The organism is Nostoc sp., from assembly GCF_036917355.1.
Taxonomy (GTDB): domain Bacteria; phylum Cyanobacteriota; class Cyanobacteriia; order Cyanobacteriales; family Nostocaceae; genus Nostoc.
The window spans coordinates 17419-33912 of the sequence record NZ_JBALDP010000042.1; the positions used below are offsets into that span (position 1 = coordinate 17419).

At 39.5% G+C, this 16494-nt stretch carries 18 protein-coding genes; 4 read left to right on the forward strand and 14 right to left on the reverse strand.

Translation table 11 applies throughout. The annotated features are described in order from the left end of the window. Nucleotides 1-108: 108 nt before the first annotated feature. The gene (locus V7K53_RS12050) at nucleotides 109-1425 is read right to left on the reverse strand and encodes an MFS transporter (protein WP_335197745.1); all 1317 of its coding nucleotides are present in this window, start codon (nucleotides 1423-1425) and stop codon (nucleotides 109-111) included. A 578-nt stretch (nucleotides 1426-2003) separates the two neighbouring features. Here V7K53_RS12050 and V7K53_RS12055 point away from each other — a divergent pair. The 4 genes from V7K53_RS12055 (at nucleotide 2004) to V7K53_RS12070 (ending at nucleotide 4851) form a co-directional block, all read left to right on the forward strand. Next, complete coding sequence (locus V7K53_RS12055; RefSeq protein ID WP_335197747.1) at nucleotides 2004-2144, forward strand: hypothetical protein; 141 nt, start codon at nucleotides 2004-2006, stop codon at nucleotides 2142-2144. A 354-nt stretch (nucleotides 2145-2498) separates the two neighbouring features. Beyond that, the gene (locus V7K53_RS12060; protein WP_335197748.1) at nucleotides 2499-3170 is read left to right on the forward strand and encodes a glutathione S-transferase family protein; all 672 of its coding nucleotides are present in this window, start codon (nucleotides 2499-2501) and stop codon (nucleotides 3168-3170) included. A gap of 84 nt (nucleotides 3171-3254) precedes the next feature. Then, nucleotides 3255-4127, forward strand: a complete 873-nt coding sequence (locus V7K53_RS12065) for a CmcJ/NvfI family oxidoreductase (protein ID WP_335197749.1) — start codon at nucleotides 3255-3257, stop codon at nucleotides 4125-4127. Between the two features lie 142 nt (nucleotides 4128-4269). Further along, entirely contained in the window at nucleotides 4270-4851 is a 582-nt protein-coding gene (locus V7K53_RS12070; protein ID WP_335197750.1) for a beta-class carbonic anhydrase, read from the forward strand. On the opposite strand, the gene V7K53_RS12075 is transcribed toward V7K53_RS12070, so the two are convergent. The 13 genes from V7K53_RS12075 to V7K53_RS12135 form a co-directional block, all read right to left on the reverse strand. Continuing rightward, nucleotides 4829-5872 carry an Mrp/NBP35 family ATP-binding protein gene (locus V7K53_RS12075; protein WP_335197751.1) on the reverse strand — a complete coding sequence of 348 codons (1044 nt, stop codon included), beginning with the start codon at nucleotides 5870-5872 and terminating at the stop codon, nucleotides 4829-4831. The two genes, V7K53_RS12070 and V7K53_RS12075, sit on opposite strands and share 23 nt — an antisense overlap. 14 nt (nucleotides 5873-5886) lie before the next feature. After that, a complete protein-coding gene (locus V7K53_RS12080; RefSeq protein WP_335197752.1) occupies nucleotides 5887-6846 on the reverse strand; it encodes a HEAT repeat domain-containing protein in 960 nt (319 codons plus the stop codon). An 18-nt stretch (nucleotides 6847-6864) separates the two neighbouring features. Beyond that, nucleotides 6865-7092 (reverse strand): 4Fe-4S dicluster domain-containing protein, encoded by a 228-nt coding sequence (locus tag V7K53_RS12085; protein WP_012408944.1) that lies wholly within the window; start codon nucleotides 7090-7092, stop codon nucleotides 6865-6867. A 191-nt stretch (nucleotides 7093-7283) separates the two neighbouring features. Next, a complete protein-coding gene (locus V7K53_RS12090) occupies nucleotides 7284-7745 on the reverse strand; it encodes a GNAT family N-acetyltransferase (RefSeq protein WP_335197753.1) in 462 nt (153 codons plus the stop codon). 19 nt (nucleotides 7746-7764) lie between these two features. Next, on the reverse strand, nucleotides 7765-8547 hold the full coding sequence (locus V7K53_RS12095) for a class I SAM-dependent methyltransferase (protein ID WP_335197754.1): 783 nt from the start codon (nucleotides 8545-8547) through the stop codon (nucleotides 7765-7767). A 145-nt stretch (nucleotides 8548-8692) separates the two neighbouring features. Further along, nucleotides 8693-9232: an HAD family hydrolase gene (locus V7K53_RS12100; protein ID WP_335197755.1), complete on the reverse strand. Its 540-nt coding sequence runs from the start codon at nucleotides 9230-9232 to the stop codon at nucleotides 8693-8695. Between the two features lie 91 nt (nucleotides 9233-9323). After that, nucleotides 9324-10046, reverse strand: coding sequence for an HAD family hydrolase (locus V7K53_RS12105; RefSeq protein WP_335197756.1), 723 nt, complete (start codon nucleotides 10044-10046; stop codon nucleotides 9324-9326). Between the two features lie 2 nt (nucleotides 10047-10048). Next, a complete protein-coding gene (locus V7K53_RS12110) occupies nucleotides 10049-11758 on the reverse strand; it encodes a fumarate reductase/succinate dehydrogenase flavoprotein subunit (RefSeq protein WP_335197757.1) in 1710 nt (569 codons plus the stop codon). 26 nt (nucleotides 11759-11784) lie between these two features. Next, nucleotides 11785-12843: a sulfonate ABC transporter substrate-binding protein gene (locus tag V7K53_RS12115; RefSeq protein ID WP_335197758.1), complete on the reverse strand. Its 1059-nt coding sequence runs from the start codon at nucleotides 12841-12843 to the stop codon at nucleotides 11785-11787. Between the two features lie 140 nt (nucleotides 12844-12983). Then, a complete protein-coding gene (locus V7K53_RS12120; RefSeq protein WP_335197759.1) occupies nucleotides 12984-13751 on the reverse strand; it encodes an SDR family oxidoreductase in 768 nt (255 codons plus the stop codon). A 106-nt stretch (nucleotides 13752-13857) separates the two neighbouring features. Next, complete coding sequence (locus V7K53_RS12125; protein ID WP_322667420.1) at nucleotides 13858-14199, reverse strand: 4Fe-4S binding protein; 342 nt, start codon at nucleotides 14197-14199, stop codon at nucleotides 13858-13860. A gap of 13 nt (nucleotides 14200-14212) precedes the next feature. Next, on the reverse strand, nucleotides 14213-15877 hold the full coding sequence (locus tag V7K53_RS12130) for an FAD-binding protein (protein ID WP_335197760.1): 1665 nt from the start codon (nucleotides 15875-15877) through the stop codon (nucleotides 14213-14215). Nucleotides 15878-16231: 354 nt separating this feature from the next. After that, nucleotides 16232-16387 (reverse strand): hypothetical protein, encoded by a 156-nt coding sequence (locus V7K53_RS12135; RefSeq protein WP_335197761.1) that lies wholly within the window; start codon nucleotides 16385-16387, stop codon nucleotides 16232-16234. Nucleotides 16388-16494: the final 107 nt, after the last annotated feature.

A 16494-nucleotide genomic window follows, 5' to 3' on the forward strand; every position in this document is an offset into this window, starting at 1 on the left:
GGTTTTGATTAAGTATCAAAGGCGGTTGTTGTTGAAAGGTTGAGTTGAGAGAACTAGGTGTAGTCCGTCGTAGACATCGCTTCCAGACAACATCCCATAAAAACGGATTTAGCCTTTATTGGACTGGGTAATTAAGCCCAACTCTGCATAAATTGGATGCACTATTTTTCTTATTTTGGGCAGTTGTCTACTAAAGAAATATGCTCCTAAAATACAACAAGCACCGCCAAATAATAAAGAATTATCAACACCAAAGTAACCTGCCAATGCTCCAAAAAATAAGTTACCAAAAGGCAGTATTCCTAAAAAACCAGTTGTAAATATACTAGTTACTCGACCTCTTTTATCTTCATCAAGAAGAATTGATTGCATAAAGTTACTGATTGAAGCCAAGGTTAGAGTATTATTCATGCCGATGATAAACATGAGTAGTAGACAAATCTCTAAATTTGTTGAGCGAGAAAAAACTATTAAGCCTAAACCTAAAAGTGCGGCAGAGATTGCTATAATTTTTCCCAGTCCCATAACATTTTTTCTAGAGATGAGATAAATACCTGAAACTATGGAACCCAAAGCCGAAGCTGTCATCAAAAAACCCATAGTTTCAGCGTTACCATTTAGTACTTCTTGAACAAAAATCGGCACTAGATTGACATGAGTCATTCCCATAAAACAAATAGTAACTTGTAATATCAATAAATTTTTAATTGGCAAAAATTCGTATGCATAAATAAACCCTTCTTTAAGGTTTTTCCACATTTGGGGTTTTTGAGACAAGGAATTATTGATAACTGGGTTGACTTTAATAGTTAAGATTGCAGATACAAATGGTAGATAGCTGATACTATCTACTAAAAAACAGGAAGCTGCACCAGACCTGGCAATCAGTAAACCCCCAATCATCGGGCTAACAAACTTCGCTGTATTAATCAAGAATGAATGGGAAGCCATTGCGCTATAAGTATCTGATTTCTGATCCAAAAGTCTGGGAATAATTACCTGGCGTGCTGGTAAATCGAAAGCTTTTACAATTCCCTGAATTGTGCCTATGGCAATAATCCATGCAACATTGATGTTATTGGTAAGAGTTAAAAAAGTTAAGATAGAAGATAGCAGAATAGATACTAGCTGAGTAGTTAATAGAACATATCGTAAGTTCCAGCGATCTAGCAATACTCCTACCAAAGGTGTAATAATTAAGCCCATAGCTTGATTTGTAAATCCAGCTACACCCACTAATACAGCCGAATTAGTTAACTGATAAACTAGCCATACCAAAGCAAGTTGAGTCATCCAAGACCCAAAAAAAGATAAACTTTGTCCAATAATGAAACAAGAAAAGTTTATAGATTTAAGCGCAGGTGGAAGTTCAAAAAAAAACTTTTGTTTGGGTTTTTGGACTTTTACTCTATTACTTGGTATCATCAGTTTTTCCCTGTTTGAAAATTATTTCAACCCTGTTTAAGGTTTTCATCCTTCGTTCGTTGTTAGGACTTACGCACAAGAGATCTGCTAGCTCCCTTTCTTATCCTCTTTTGTCACTTTTGGAGAATGCAATAACCCAAATGTTTATGGGGCTTTGGCTTTTCTTTTTGTCTATAAATTTTAGTTTCTCTTAAAAAAGAAAGCCTCAAACCTTGATTCAATCTAAGTCTTAGAATCTGAATTCTATTATTGTTTTCCGAGAGTGACAAACCAGGGTTAAGGGAGGATAGACGTTTCTAGTTGTTAGTCTTGCCTTGCGTGCGCTTTGCATTCACTCAGTTCATAATGCTTTTTTCTTTAACCTATGGATTAAGATAATTTGCACGGATGAGGACATTGGTAGAGACGTTGAAATACAATGTTTCTACTAATTTTTTTTGATGAAGTTTTAGCAGACTTGTATATCACCAGCTTTGCAATAGTATTAGTAAAGCTTAATGTTAGCAAACCAAAAACTTTGTATACTTAGTATTAAGGTAAAAAAATAGCACTGTGATGACCAGAATGCATATAATACCATGTTTGTTCGAATAGCCACAACCCCTACCGCTAAACAGCAAGGGTTTAAGGTGGTTGATGCTCAATTAAACCCAGTTGAGATCGCAGCCAAGCGCGATCGCATTGAACAGGCCAGAGTTTATCGTGTCCAAGTTGTTTAGCTGCCAGATGTGGCCAGTAAGGATTGCGAATGAGCGATAAACGCCACAGCCAACAAAAAGAATCCCTAATCACAAACGCCTGATTATGTCAAGCTATTTATTTAGTTACACTAATAATTAGGTATGCATATTTTCATAAAGACTGTATACTATTTAAAGTACATTAAATCGATCGATAAACTGTAGTATATCATTTAAACTAACGTACATACCTGCCAATCAACACATTTAGCTCCTAAGAAAACAGAATGGTTTCTTTCATCCATAGTGGGCGATCGCTCATGAACAGCTTCTGTTTTATTGCTTTAGATTGAATAGTCTACATATCACAGATTATTACAAGGAAAAAATTTCATGAGCAACATACAACTATACTTCGCCAAAGCCTCTACCTTCTCTCAACGTACTCGTGTTGTCTTACTGGAAAAAGGTATTGACTTCACCCCGATAGAAATTGACTTACAAAATAAACCAGATGGGTACACGCAGATTTCGCGCTATGGTAAAGTTCCGGCTATCAAACATGGGGATGTTGAAATTTACGAGTCCGCCATTATCAATGAATATCTAGATGAAGTTTTTCCAGAACCACCTTTGTTTCCCCGCGATCCCGCAGGTAAAGCGATCGCTCGGATTTGGATAGACTACGCCAATACTCGCCTTGTCCCAGCTTTTAACAAATTTCTGCGCGGTAAAGATAGCCAAGAACAAGAACAAGGACGAAAAGAGTTCGCAGAAGCACTTTTATATATTGAACAAGAAGGATTAGGCAAAGGTGATTACTTATTAGGAGATCGGTTTAGCCTAGTTGATATCAGCTTCTATCCCTGGTTTGAACGTTTACCACTCTTAGAACACTTCCGCAAATTCACACTACCAGCAGAAGCACCTCGTTTGCAGACATGGTGGAACAGGTTAAGCGATCGCTCCTCAATCCAAGCAGTAGCAAACCCTGTGGACTTCTATTTGCAAAGATTCGCCAAAGTTCTCGGTGAACCTGTTCCCGTTGGTGCATCTCAAAAATAGCACACAAAGGTATGGCGATAGGAGTGAATCATTAACTGTTAAGTATTGACCAAAAATTAACCAAAATCCAAAATGGGATGACCTATGAGCTTAAATAACCAAGTTCTAGATAGACCGATTTCCCAAGAACTGCCATACATAGAGGCCAACCTCAGTTACCTGATTCCAATGGCAGAAAAACCTGTTAACTATACTTACGAACCGCCAGCTGGGATTCCTCGCACGAATGCAACTTATCAGACGTACAAACTGCCAATTTACAACGCTCGCTCCATCTCAAAGAACATCTCGTTAGATAGGGAAGGATTCGCCTTTACTGGACATAATACTAATGTCCACAACTTTTACGATGAAGACGAAGTAGGCCGCGTCTACTATCCAGAGGCCGAGCAATTGTTAAAAGAAGTGACAGGTGCAACGAAGGTAGTGATATTCGATCGCACCCTTCGTAACGCTGGTAACTCCAAGCCAGGTGAGAATAATATTAAAGAACCCGCCAAGCGCGTACACAACGATTTCACCGCCAAATCAGGCTATACTCGCGCCCGTTTGGAACTAGCAGCACGAGGCATAGATGATGATGATATTGATACGTTCTTAAAACAACGATTTGCCATCATCAATGTTTGGCGAGCGATCGCACAACCAATCCAAGAGTCACCCTTAGCACTGTGTGACGCGCAAAGTATCGCACCCACAGACCTTGTAGCTGGCGATCTTGTGTACCGCGATCGGGTTGGTGAGACATACGGAGTCACGTATAACTCGCAACATAAATGGTTCTACTTCCCGCAAATGCACAGGGACGAAGCACTATTTATCAAATGTTTCGACTCCGCAGAAGACGGACACGCCCGTTTTGCCGCCCATACAGCCTTTGAAGACCCCACCAGCCCAGCCAACGCTCCCCCACGAGAAAGCATCGAACTCCGAACATTGGTCTTTTACCCCGCATAGATTGCAAAAACTTGTCTCAAACTCTTACTCTCTGCGCCTCTGCGTAAAACAATTTACAGCAGTTTTCGTGTATTTGAACCACACCGTTCGTAGGGGTGCAAGGCCTTGCGCCCCTACTAGCGATCGCCCACATAAACTCAAAATGAGCCAAATTGTAGAAGAAGTTCTGGCAGCTAATCTTAGTTACACTGATAAATTCGGTGATAAAGGTAATCTCACCATACCGCCATCTCGTCGGTTTGCAATTCTCACGTGCATGGATGCTCGGCTTGATCCAGCTAAATTTGCTGGACTAGCTGAAGGAGATGCCCATGTAATTCGCAATGCAGGGGGACGTGCTAGCGATGATGCGATTCGCTCTTTAGTGATTTCTTACAAACTACTTGGTACGCGTGAATGGTTTGTAATTCATCACACTAATTGCGGCATGGAAACCTTCACTAATGAAATTATCAGCAATTTACTTTCTAGTAGCCTCAAAACAGCCAAGCTAGATGAAAGAGGTTGGTCAGATATTGGATATGGGTCGGGATCGGGCGAAGGCAAGTTTATCAATTGGTTGACTATTGATGACCAAGCCAAAAGCGTCTATACAGATGTCCAACGGATTCGTTTGCATCCATTAGTTCCCAATGAAATTCCGATCTATGGCTATATCTACGATGTCAAAACAGGACAATTGATTGAAGTTCCTGAAGCTACTAAGCTTGGTCAAGCTGCGTAGTTTTATGATGTAACATAAAAGTAGCATTTAATGAAGTAGCTATTTGTGTAAAAACCTCCTTTGCTGGTGAAGCGTATTCACTTATCGCAATCGGATTTCCAGTATCACTACCGCTACAAATGCGGGGATCGATGGGAATTTGTCCCAACAAAGGCGCTTGTAATTCTGCGGCTAATTGTTCGCCACCACCACTACCAAAAATCGGTGTGCGTGAACCACAATCACCACAAATTAAATAACTCATATTTTCAATGATGCCAAGGACAGGAACACCCACTTGGCGAAACATATATATATTACGTCGTACATCTGCAACAGCCACTTGTTGAGGAGTTGTTACTAAAATGACTCCACAAATTGGGCTTTCTTGGATAATTGTAATTTGAGCATCACCTGTACCGGGAGGTAAATCTATCAATAAATAATCTAATTCTCCCCATTCCACATCTTGCAAAAATTGCGTGATAATTTTATGCAGTACAGGCCCCCGCCATGCCAAAGGACGATTTGCTTCTGCAAGTAAACCCACTGACATTATTTTTATTCCTTGAACTTCTAGAGGTAAAAACTTATCACCAGTGGGAGTATTAATCACTTGAATATCAACTTGTCCTAAACCCAACATTTGGGGAACATTGGGGCCATAGACATCAGCATCTAATAATCCTACTTTTGCACCTTGTAATTTTAAAGATGCGGCTATATTAACGGCTGTTGTGGATTTACCCACACCACCTTTACCACTAGAAACTGCAAGAGTTGTTTTAACACCGGGAATTGTACAAATTTGAATATAAGTTTTTTTACACCAAGATAGAGATGATAATTTAGATTGAATTTCTAGCTGTAATTGGTGCTGATGAGAACCAATATATAAACGTAAGTAAATATAGTCATCAACTATGCGGAGATTTCGCACCATTCCCAAACTAACGATGTCATTTTTTAAGATAGGTTCGATAATTTGTTTGAGGAGTTGGACTACTTGTTGCTGATAAAAATCATCCTTTGATTGCATCATTATTGTCAATTCAATTAACCCAAAACGACTTTTTTATCTGTTTGAATCTTCTGAATTGCCCGTTGCGCTTGGATGGACACTTCTTTGTCAGGATCGTCTAAGGCTTGTTGTAGGGGATTAATAACGTCGGGATGAGCTAAATTTCCAAGTGCGATCGCAGCTTCTTTGCGGACATCTGCATATTCATCTGTTAAGGCTTGAATTAATCTCGGCATAACTTCAATATTTGGAATTTTTTGCAAAGCTTGTGCTGCTGATTTCCGCACTTGCCAATGTTCATCATTTAAAGCTATTTCTAATGCTGAAATTGCTTGATTATTTGCATGAATAGCCAGAGATTTAGCTGCATTCCGGCGAACTTGCCAGTCACTATCATTTGTAAGTGCTTGACAAAGTATTGTAATCACTTCTGCATCTTGCAAATGTTCTAAAGTTAAAGCAGCAGCACGACGTACACTTGCTTCTTCATCAAAGATTAAATTTAAAGCTTGCGGACATTTTTCTAGTTGATTGATATATCTCAGTGTCGTAATAGCTGCTTCTCTTAAGTCAGGATTTTTTGATTCTAGAAATGGTAAAATGTCGGGTAAAGATTGAATATCATGTATCTTCCGCAAAAGCATTAAAAGATTTAATTGAATATTTACATCATGACTTTGGAGTTTATCTAGTAAAAGTAACAATTCGTCTTGTGTAACTAACTCGTTTAATGCTGATGCAGCTTCAGTGCGAATATCTGTATCTGCTGAACCGAGGCATTCAATTAAGGCAGGAATGGCAACAGGATTAGCAATTTCCCAAAGGGCAGATATTGCTATTTTTTTAACAGTAACATTTTCATCTTTCAAAGCGATGATTAAAGCATCGATTGTTTCATCATCGCCTAGATGTTGCAAGGTTTTGACAGCTACTATACGATCGTTTACGTCAGGCGATCGCAACATTTCTAGCCAATCGTTGAGGTCATCATTCATTAACTTTTACCTAGATACTTAACGTAATAAAAAGGGAATTTGCACAGTAATTGCATTGGTTGGACATTCTTTTTCACAAGGCAGACAAAACCAACACTCATCATATTTCATGTAAGCTTTGCCTGTTTCTGGATTTTTTGCCAATACATCCAAGGGACAAACTTCAATACAGGCTGTGCATTTTTCTAGACATTTAGATTCATCAACGATGACAGGAACATCTATTCTTTGATTAATTAAAGCCATAAAATAACTCCATAATTTTGTATTGAAACTGCTAAACCGTAAAATAAATGAGGTAATCTTACATCAATTATCTCACGATTATAGGTTGTTTAGATGCATACAATGTATGTAGTTCATTCAAATATTTAAATTCCAGACAACAGCAAGCAGAAGGTGAGTGGCAAATGTATTAATTAAGTGTATATTTTTCACTAAAGCAATTTTTTATAAAAAGTTAATGATTGCTTGATATTGGTATAGCCAATTTTCTCATAAAAAAAGTGAGCTTCTTTGCGTTTAATATTAGAACGTAACAGAACACTATCACATCCAGCCAGGGAAGCCCACTGTTCAATTTGTTGCATTAAAAAACGTCCAATTCCACTATGACGATAATCTTTATCTACAACTAATCCCAAAAGAATCGCTGGAGTTGGAATAACTATTGATTCACAAATATGAGCGTGCGCCCAACCAATTACATATTCATCTTCTACAGTGGCAACATACACAATATGAGTATCATTATTTTTAATTTTAGTAAGGCGCTGCTCTGTTTGTTGATTTGTCACAGAATATTCAAGTTGTTCGCAAAGACTAGCAATTTGCTCTACATCTTTAATCTCAGCTTGTCTAATTTTAATTTTCTCACCTACAGTAACTTTATTTTTCATAATTTAAAATTACAATTATTTAGTTATCCAGCGTTGCACGAATCAAACGATAGCCTATATCAATCTCTGTCAAATTGTGAATATCACTATATTTTTTGCTCCATTCCCCACTACTTAAATCTGCTGCAAGTAACTTTACTCCTTGCTCTACTAAATCTTGATTAGCTAAAGCAAAAGATGATATTCCCGCACGTACTTCTGCTTGAAGATATAACTCTGGCCGTCTCCAGCCTGCTGCTGCGAATAAATCAGATAAATCGTATGGTAACAAAAGGGGCATCGCTTCAACACGCCTTTTAGTATTACTCTGAATTAAATTAACCTGTTTGTTAAGTGGTAAAAATCGTAACCCGTCTTCCCACAAAAACGGAAAATAATCATAAAGCCATATTTTCTGAGCTAATCTAATATCAAAAGTTAACAAAATTATTGCCCCATCTCTAATTATTCTGTGCATTTCCTGAAAAGCTTTTGCGAGATGAGAAAAGTGATGAATTGCTAGGATACTTACAACAGCATCAACAGACTGATCTGGTAGAGGTAGATTTTCTGCATAGCAAGTAAACCACTTAATTTGCTGATGTTCTACTGCTTGTTTTTGCATAACTACAGAAGGTTCAACAGCATTAACAAAAAATCCTTTATTAGCTAGCGCTAGACTGTAACCACCAGTACCAGCGCCGATATCAGCAATAATGCTACCTTTGGCTAAATTCAGTAAATCAATTATTTTATTGACAATACGGATATCAGGAACGCGAGTTTTTGAGTATTGTTGACCAATTGAATTATATATAGACATATTAAAAAGTTCTTCACAATAATTTAAACATAACTATTTAAAATTTAAATTTAGATGAATAAATAAAAAATTGTTAGTTAAACAATTCCAGCAAATTTAAGAGTTCACTTATCATAAACTTTGGTTTTGCTTCTTGTGGTAAATTTTAATTTTTTCTGTTGTAATAGCAAAAATCAATTTTAACTTGTGTTACTCCTGCATAGTCGTGCTTTAGAGAATCTCCAACATAAATAACTTCTGCTGGCGTTAAATTTAACCTAGATAAAGCATGATGGAATATCTCAGGAGATGGTTTAGCAAAACCAATTGCTTCAGAAACTACAATTTCCTCAAAAAAATGCTCAATTCGCGCAGCTTGCATTCTCGGTAGTTGCGCTGATACAAAACCATTGGTGATGACAGCCAAACGATAATTACCTGCGAGAACAGTTAGTACTTCATTTACATCAGGTTCCATTACGCCCGAATAATTAAAAATTTGCCAAAAACTTTGACTGAGATTGCTGATTTTATCTGTTTGTATATCTAATTGAGCAAGTGTACTTTGATAAGACATCTCGATTAACTCACTAGGAGAAAAGATTTCTCGCTGTCTCCAATACTTGGAATTATAAGTTTCAAATACTTGCAGAAAAACATTTTCACTTATTCCATTTAAATCTAAAGATATTGTACAAGCTTCCAAGGCACCAAGAATAGCTTGACTTCACATATTTCGAAATTTAATAGTGTATTATCGAGATCGAAAATTATAGCTTTATAACTCATTCAATTCTTTAATTCACTAAAATGCTTTCTTCAAGAGTTGAGATTTTTCTAATTATTTTTAGTATTCCTCTAAAATCTTGACTATAAAGTTTATAATTTTTATCATTAGGCTTCCTGACTAAAATTGCTTGTATATCTGCCCGTAATGCTCCAGCGATATCAGCATCGTAGCTATCACCTATCATTACACATTCTGTTTTTTCAACCTTTAAATCATTGATGACATGAGCATAAAATTTTAGGTTGGGTTTTTCATATCCAATTTTCCCAGACGTATATATTTTTTCAAAGTATTCTGTAATATTTAATTGGTCTATGATTTCGTGTAACTCAGGTATATGATTTGATAAAATTATATTTTTAAAATTATTCTTGATTGTATATTGTAAAGTAGGAATGACATCATCATATAAATGCCATTTTTCAATATTCTTATATTCATTTTGGACTTGAAAAGCATATTTTATTGCCTGATTTCTATTTATCCCTACTCTCTCATATATTTCTGCAAAGTATTCATTCATGTATTCCCACCATGTTTTTTCATTAAACAATAAACTATGGGAAGTTTCAGGCGAGTGCCAAGGAAAGACATTCTTCAAGAATGGTCGAATATCTTCTAAATCTATATTGTAGATTCTATTCAATATTAAAATTGAATGTAATGTTTCACTCCACATTCCTTGACGATAACCTAGTGTATTATCAAAATCCCAAAATAAATATTTCATTTTTATCTCGCTGCTATATCATAAATTTCATGATGTAAATTTACATCCACAATGTAAGGATCTACAGGACGTTTAAACAATACCATTTCCCCTAATTCATCTTTCTTTAAGTTGACATGACAAAACCATTCATCATCATTTTTTTCTGGATAATCTAAGCGGTAATGATAAAGCCCCCAACGAGTTTCTTGACGATATAATGATGCTCTGGCTGCCATTTCTGCACAGTCGCGAATAAAGTGAACTTCTAGACTACGCATCAATTCATGAGGGTCACGAGCGCCCATTAAATCTAATGTTTCTTGATATTGCACAAAATGTTTTAAACCAATATCAATTTTGTTACCTGTTTTTGGTGGTTGCAGATAATCATTTACTAAGCGTCTTAATTTATATTCAACTTGAGTATGAGGTACACCATTAGGGCGAGTTAAAGGTGCATAAATTCTGGCTTTTTCAGCTTCTAAAAAATCTGTATCTGGTTGGATGAAATCTAAATCTTGGATATATTCAATGGCATGAGTTCCGGCTATGCGACCAAAAACAAATGCCCCAATCATGTAATTATGGGGAACGCTGGCCATATCTCCGGCTGCATATAAACCTGGAATGGTTGTTTGAGCATTTTCATTTACCCACACACCAGAAGCACTATGACCGCTACATAAGCCTATTTCAGAAATGTGCATCTCTACGCCGTGAGTGCGATAATCTTCATTTCTACCTTGATGAAAACGTTCTCTACTCGGTCGTTCATTCGCCCACAGTATGGATTCAATTTCTGCAATTGTATCTTCATCGAGATGGGTCATTTTCAATTGGACTGGCCCTTTTCCAGAATTTAATTCTTTCCAGATTTCCAACATCATTTGACCACTCCAATAGTCACAGCTAATGAAGCGATTTCCTTCGGCGTTAGCAGTATGTGCGCCGAAAGGCCCGGCAACATAAGCGCAGGCGGGGCCATTGTAATCTTTGATTAAAGGATTAACTTGAAAGCATTCAATATTACTAAGTTCTGCACCTGCGTGATAAGCCATTGAATAGCCATCTCCGGCATTGGTAGGATTTTCATAAGTGCCGTAAAGATAGCCAGAAGCAGGTAATCCTAATCTGCCACAAGCACCTGTACATAAGATAACGGCTTTAGCTTGAATGATAATATAATCACCGTTTCTGACATCAAATCCTACTGCACCAATAGCACGTCCGGCTTTAACTAAGACACGGGTTGCCATGACGCGATTTGTGACTTTGACTTTGTGGCGTTTGACTTGGCGGGTAAGAATGGTTTTGAGGTCTTTACCTTCTGGCATGGGTAAGACATATTTACCCACACGATGCACTTGTTTTAAGTCATAGTTGCCTTGGGCATCTTTTTGAAATTTCACACCCCAACTTTCTAATTCTTGGATGACTTCGTAACCTAATTTGCCTGTTTGATAAACGGCTTTTTGGTTGACAATGCCATCGTTAGCAAGGGTGATTTCGCGCACGTATTGTTCTGGGGTAGAATGGCCGGGAATAACTGCGGTATTCACGCCATCCATACCCATTGCGATCGCACCACTGCGACGTATGTTAGCCTTTTCTAAAATCAGCACATCTGCATCAGGATTGGCTTGTCTTGCCTTGATACCTGCCATTGTCCCGGCCGTACCACCACCAATGACAAGTACATCAGTTTTTATCTGTTGGGTGTTGATGTCCATAAGATTTTGGGAATAGGGAGAGACTTCTAAGATTTATTACCGTTCCAAACGATATCTTTGACTTGGATTTGCTTGGGAACTAGCTTGATTTTGTAAAAAGTATCGGCAATGTTTTGTTGCTGAGTTATTACTTCATCTGTTAGCGGTAAAACGCCATATTTTCGTCGTTTTTCGGCAATTTCTAATGCTGCTGCGGGAATCCCTAACTCTGGTTCTAAAAACTTGGCAACTTCTTCTGGATTATTTGCTGCCCATTTATCTACTTTACTGACTTCATCTAAAAGGGTTTTCAACAAATCTGGGTGAGAATTAACAAACTCTTGACGCGCAAGATAGTAACCCCGATTCGGTGCTAAATTTGTCGCATCTGTTAATTTTCTAACCTTTGTGTCGTGTTCAACTGCTGCTAGGTAAGGGTCCCAAATTGCCCAAGCATCAACGTTACCACCAGTAAATGCAGCACGGGCATCTGCTGGTGTTAGATGTGCTGGTTGAATGTCACTATACTTTAATCCGGCAGCTTCTACAGCTTTGACAACAAGATAGTTACTGTTCGAGCCTTTAGCAAAGGCTAATTTTTTCCCTTTAAGGTCAGCAACCGTTTTAATTGGTGAATCTTTCGGAACAATAATTGCTTCGGCTTTGGGACTCCAAGGATCGTAAGCAACATAAAGTAAGGGAGTACCTCCAGCTTGGGCAAATATTGGTGGTGATTCACCTGTATAGCCAAAGTCAATACTACCTGCGTTCATTGCTTCTAGCATGGGTGAACCGGCGGGAAATTCTGCCCATGTCACCGAAGCACCAGCAGCCGTTAAAGTTTGCGCTAAATTACCTCGGTTTTTGAGAGCACTGAGAATAGTCGCCGCTTTTTGATAGCCGATACGAACTACCACACCTTGATTTGCTGTCTGTGTTGCTACAGAGTTACCTGTATTGTTGGCAGAACACGCAGATATCACAAGAGTCAAAGTTAACCCACAGGTAAAGAATAAAGCAAATATGCCAATTCTGGATATTTCATAATTTTGAAGAAGGCTGCTGACAATCTTCATCAGTCGATTTGGTAAATACTTAGTGAGCATACATACATTTAAACTACAGGCAATATAAATACTACGATGATTCGGGCGATTTACCGTATTTTGCTCATAGAATATTCACATAGATAAGCTGCAAATGCAAGCTCCGAAAAAGTATATCTATCTACGGGTAAAACAATTAATCAGAAATGGGAAAGGTAGCCACCATCAACAGCTAAAACCTGTCCCGTGATGTAAGATGCGGCTGGAGAAGCGAAGAACACAACAGCGCCTGTAATTTCTTGTGGAGATCCCCAACGCGCGAGAGAAGTTCGATGTTTCAACCATTCCGTGACTGCTGGATCGGCAACTACATCAGCATTACTCTCAGTTGCAAAAAAGCCTGGAGCAACTGCATTGACTGTAATTCCAAAAGCCCCAAGTTCTGCGGCAAGTGTACGGGTTAGGGCTTCGAGTCCTCCTTTAGCTGTCGTATAAACTGCGTCACCCGCACCTGCAAGTTGTCCTGCAATTGACGTAATATTAATGATTCGACCTTCACCTCTGTGCATCATCAGTTTTGCCGCTTCTCGTGACAAATTGAATGGTGCAATTAAATCAGCATTGATTAACCGACGCACTGCATCCATTTCAAACTCGAACAATCCCCGGCGATCGCGCATTCCCACATTATTAACCAGAATATCTAAATAGCCGTGCTTTTCTCGGATCTCAATAAACGCACTTTGAACCGCAACTTCGTCTGTCACATCAAACGGTAATGAAAAACCTAATCCGCCAATTGATTCAATGACTGCAACTGCTTGATTAAGCCGTTCAAAATTTCGCCCATTGACGATGACACACGCACCAGCTTTGGCAAGTGATTTGGCAATTTCTAGTCCCAAACCTTGTCCCGCTCCAGTTACTAAGGCAACTTTTCTAGCTAATGAAAACTCTGATAACGTCACAAAAATTACTTTTCAGGATGCTATTGAGCCGATATCTGACCAAAAACTTGCTGCAAAAGCTTGATTCTTAGTTGTATCTCTCTCCTAAGAATCAAGCCTACTGAAATTAACTTTGATAGGGGCGCGGTAGTTGGCGTAGTTTATGAGCAGTATCTAATTCACTATTGTTTTTTCTGCCATATCCCCAACCCAAGATGCGACGATATTCACCCATGATGCCACTTTCAATTAATTCATCCTCATTGACTGCAACATTGGTGTGAGATTCAGGCGCAACATAGAGCGCATCCGCAGGACAATATGCTTCACACATGAAACAAGTTTGACAGTCTTCTTGTCGGGCAATCGCAGGTGGTTGGTTCGGTACGGAGTCAAAAACATTAGTAGGACATACTTGGACGCACAGATTGCAATTGATACAGAGTTTATGGCTGACAAGCTCGATCATGATTCTGCTCCTACTACAACTTTGATACAGAGGGCGTGGTTTGAGTGGTTAGTGCTGGTGGTGGTGTAGCGATGGCATCCTTAATCCAATCGCGCCTCACCCAAAGTCTTTCTAAGCCGCCAGTTGCTTGGTAATAACGCTGATTTGGATCGGTTTCGGGATAGTCCATACGAAGATGTTCGCTGCGTGTTTCCGTGCGATGTAAAGCACTAAAGTATGCCCATCGCGCTACAGCGGTCAGAGCAGCCGCTCGACGAGAAAATTCCACATCGCGCACTGTATCTTGTTTCGGGTTCCCTTGTACTTGCTGCCACAGCGTTTCTAATTTGGCGAGGGAATCTAAAAGTCCCTGCTCAGAACGCAAATAATTCTTCTCTAATGGGAACATCTGGTCTTGTACGCCGCGCACGATCGCTTCACTATCAAATGTTTCCGAAGATGGTGAAGGCGATGGGCTACGCCCCAACTTAGGCGATCGCAATCCGACTTGACCAGTAGGACGCGCAACCCGTTCATTTGCTCGATCGCCCAAACTTTTCGCAAAGCTAGCTGCCCCAACTCCAGCCCATTGACCTGTGGAGATTGCCCAAGCAGCATTGGGGCCACCGCCTCCAGAAGCTAACCCGGCTAGAAACTCCCGTGATGCTGCATCACCGGCAGCGTAGAGTCCAGGAACTTTTGTACCGCAACTATCATCGGTCAAACGGATTCCACCTGTACCACGGACTGTACCTTCTAAAATTAGTGTTACAGGCACTCGTTCTGTATAGGGATCAATGTCAGCTTTTTTATACGGTAGAAAAGCGATGAAATGAGACTTTTCAATCACTGCCTTGACTTCAGGCGTCGCTTTATCCAAACGAGCATAAACGGAGCCTTTTAGGAGTGCATTGGGAAGGAACGATGGATCGCGACGACCATCGATATAGCCACCAAGATCGTTACCTGCTTCATCACTGTAACTAGCCCAGCCAAAGGGAACACCCCGTGTCACTGTGGCATTGAAAGCGGTCGAAATTGCATAGTGATTGGAAGCTTCCATACTAGAGAGTTCGCCACCAGCTTCCACTGCCATCAGCAGCCCATCACCGGTATTAGTATTGCACCCTAATGCTTTACTCAAGAATGCACAACCGCCATTCGCCAAGACTACTGCACCAGCACGAACGGTATAGTTACGATGATGTTGCCTCTGCACACCCCTTGCCCCAGCGACTGAGCCATCGTCAGCCAATAAAAGTTCTAGAGCCGGGCTTTGGTCGAAAATTTGTACACCAACACGCAAGAGGTTTTTGCGAAGTACCCGCATATATTCAGGCCCATAATAGCTCTGGCGCACAGATTCCCCATTTTCCTTGGGGAAACGATAGCCCCAATCTTCCACTAAGGGCAAACTGAGCCAAGTTTTTTCGATAACACGCTCAATCCAACGTGAGTTAGCGAGGGTTTTTCCTATGCGATAACGCTCCGATAAAACTTTGTCCCAATTCTCTGGAGAAGGAGCCATGATACCGTTACCACTGGCAGCAGCTGCACCGCTTGTACCCAAAAAACCTTTATCAACAATGATGACTTTGACTCCTTGGGATGCGGCTGCCCATGCTGCCCATGCAGCGGCAGGGCCACCACCAATTACCAGTACATCAGCAGATAGTTGTAGTTCATTTTCTGTTAGCAATTCCTTTTCTCCTTTTAGCAGTCAACATAATTTTTTTGCCACTGTGAGCGGCTTCTACACGCAAAAATCCACCCGATGCAAATTAAGCACCACTTAATTTGCATCGGTGTCATCTTCGACAATGAGCTACTATTACTCGCGTGTTTTGCTCATCTGCCTTTTATCTATAAAATTGCGTTAGCGATCGCTATACCAGAGGTCTCGCTGATTTGTCTGACTAACTTATGCAGTTGATAGAGTTTGCATAATATATACAAAGAGTGTACGGCGAATTACAGTTAACATGATACCCTAATTGTTAGTTTATCAAACATTAAGTATTACAAGTTAATTTCTTATCTAGTTGAAAAGGTGCTATGCGACTAAGGTTACGACATATCCTAAACTTCTGCTTCTAAATACTAGCGATCGCGTGCGTTCATAACTAGCATCAATCGGTTCATCTAGCGTCTTGAGAGGGCCAAAGTTACCCCCAACAGATACCCAAATACCGTAGCGTGGTGCTGACATTCTTGCCTCCAAATTAAATGGGGACTGGGGAGATATACCTTGTTTTTTATCCTCACCTATGCAAATCTTATAGTATACTACTATAAATTTATCGATTTACCGTATAA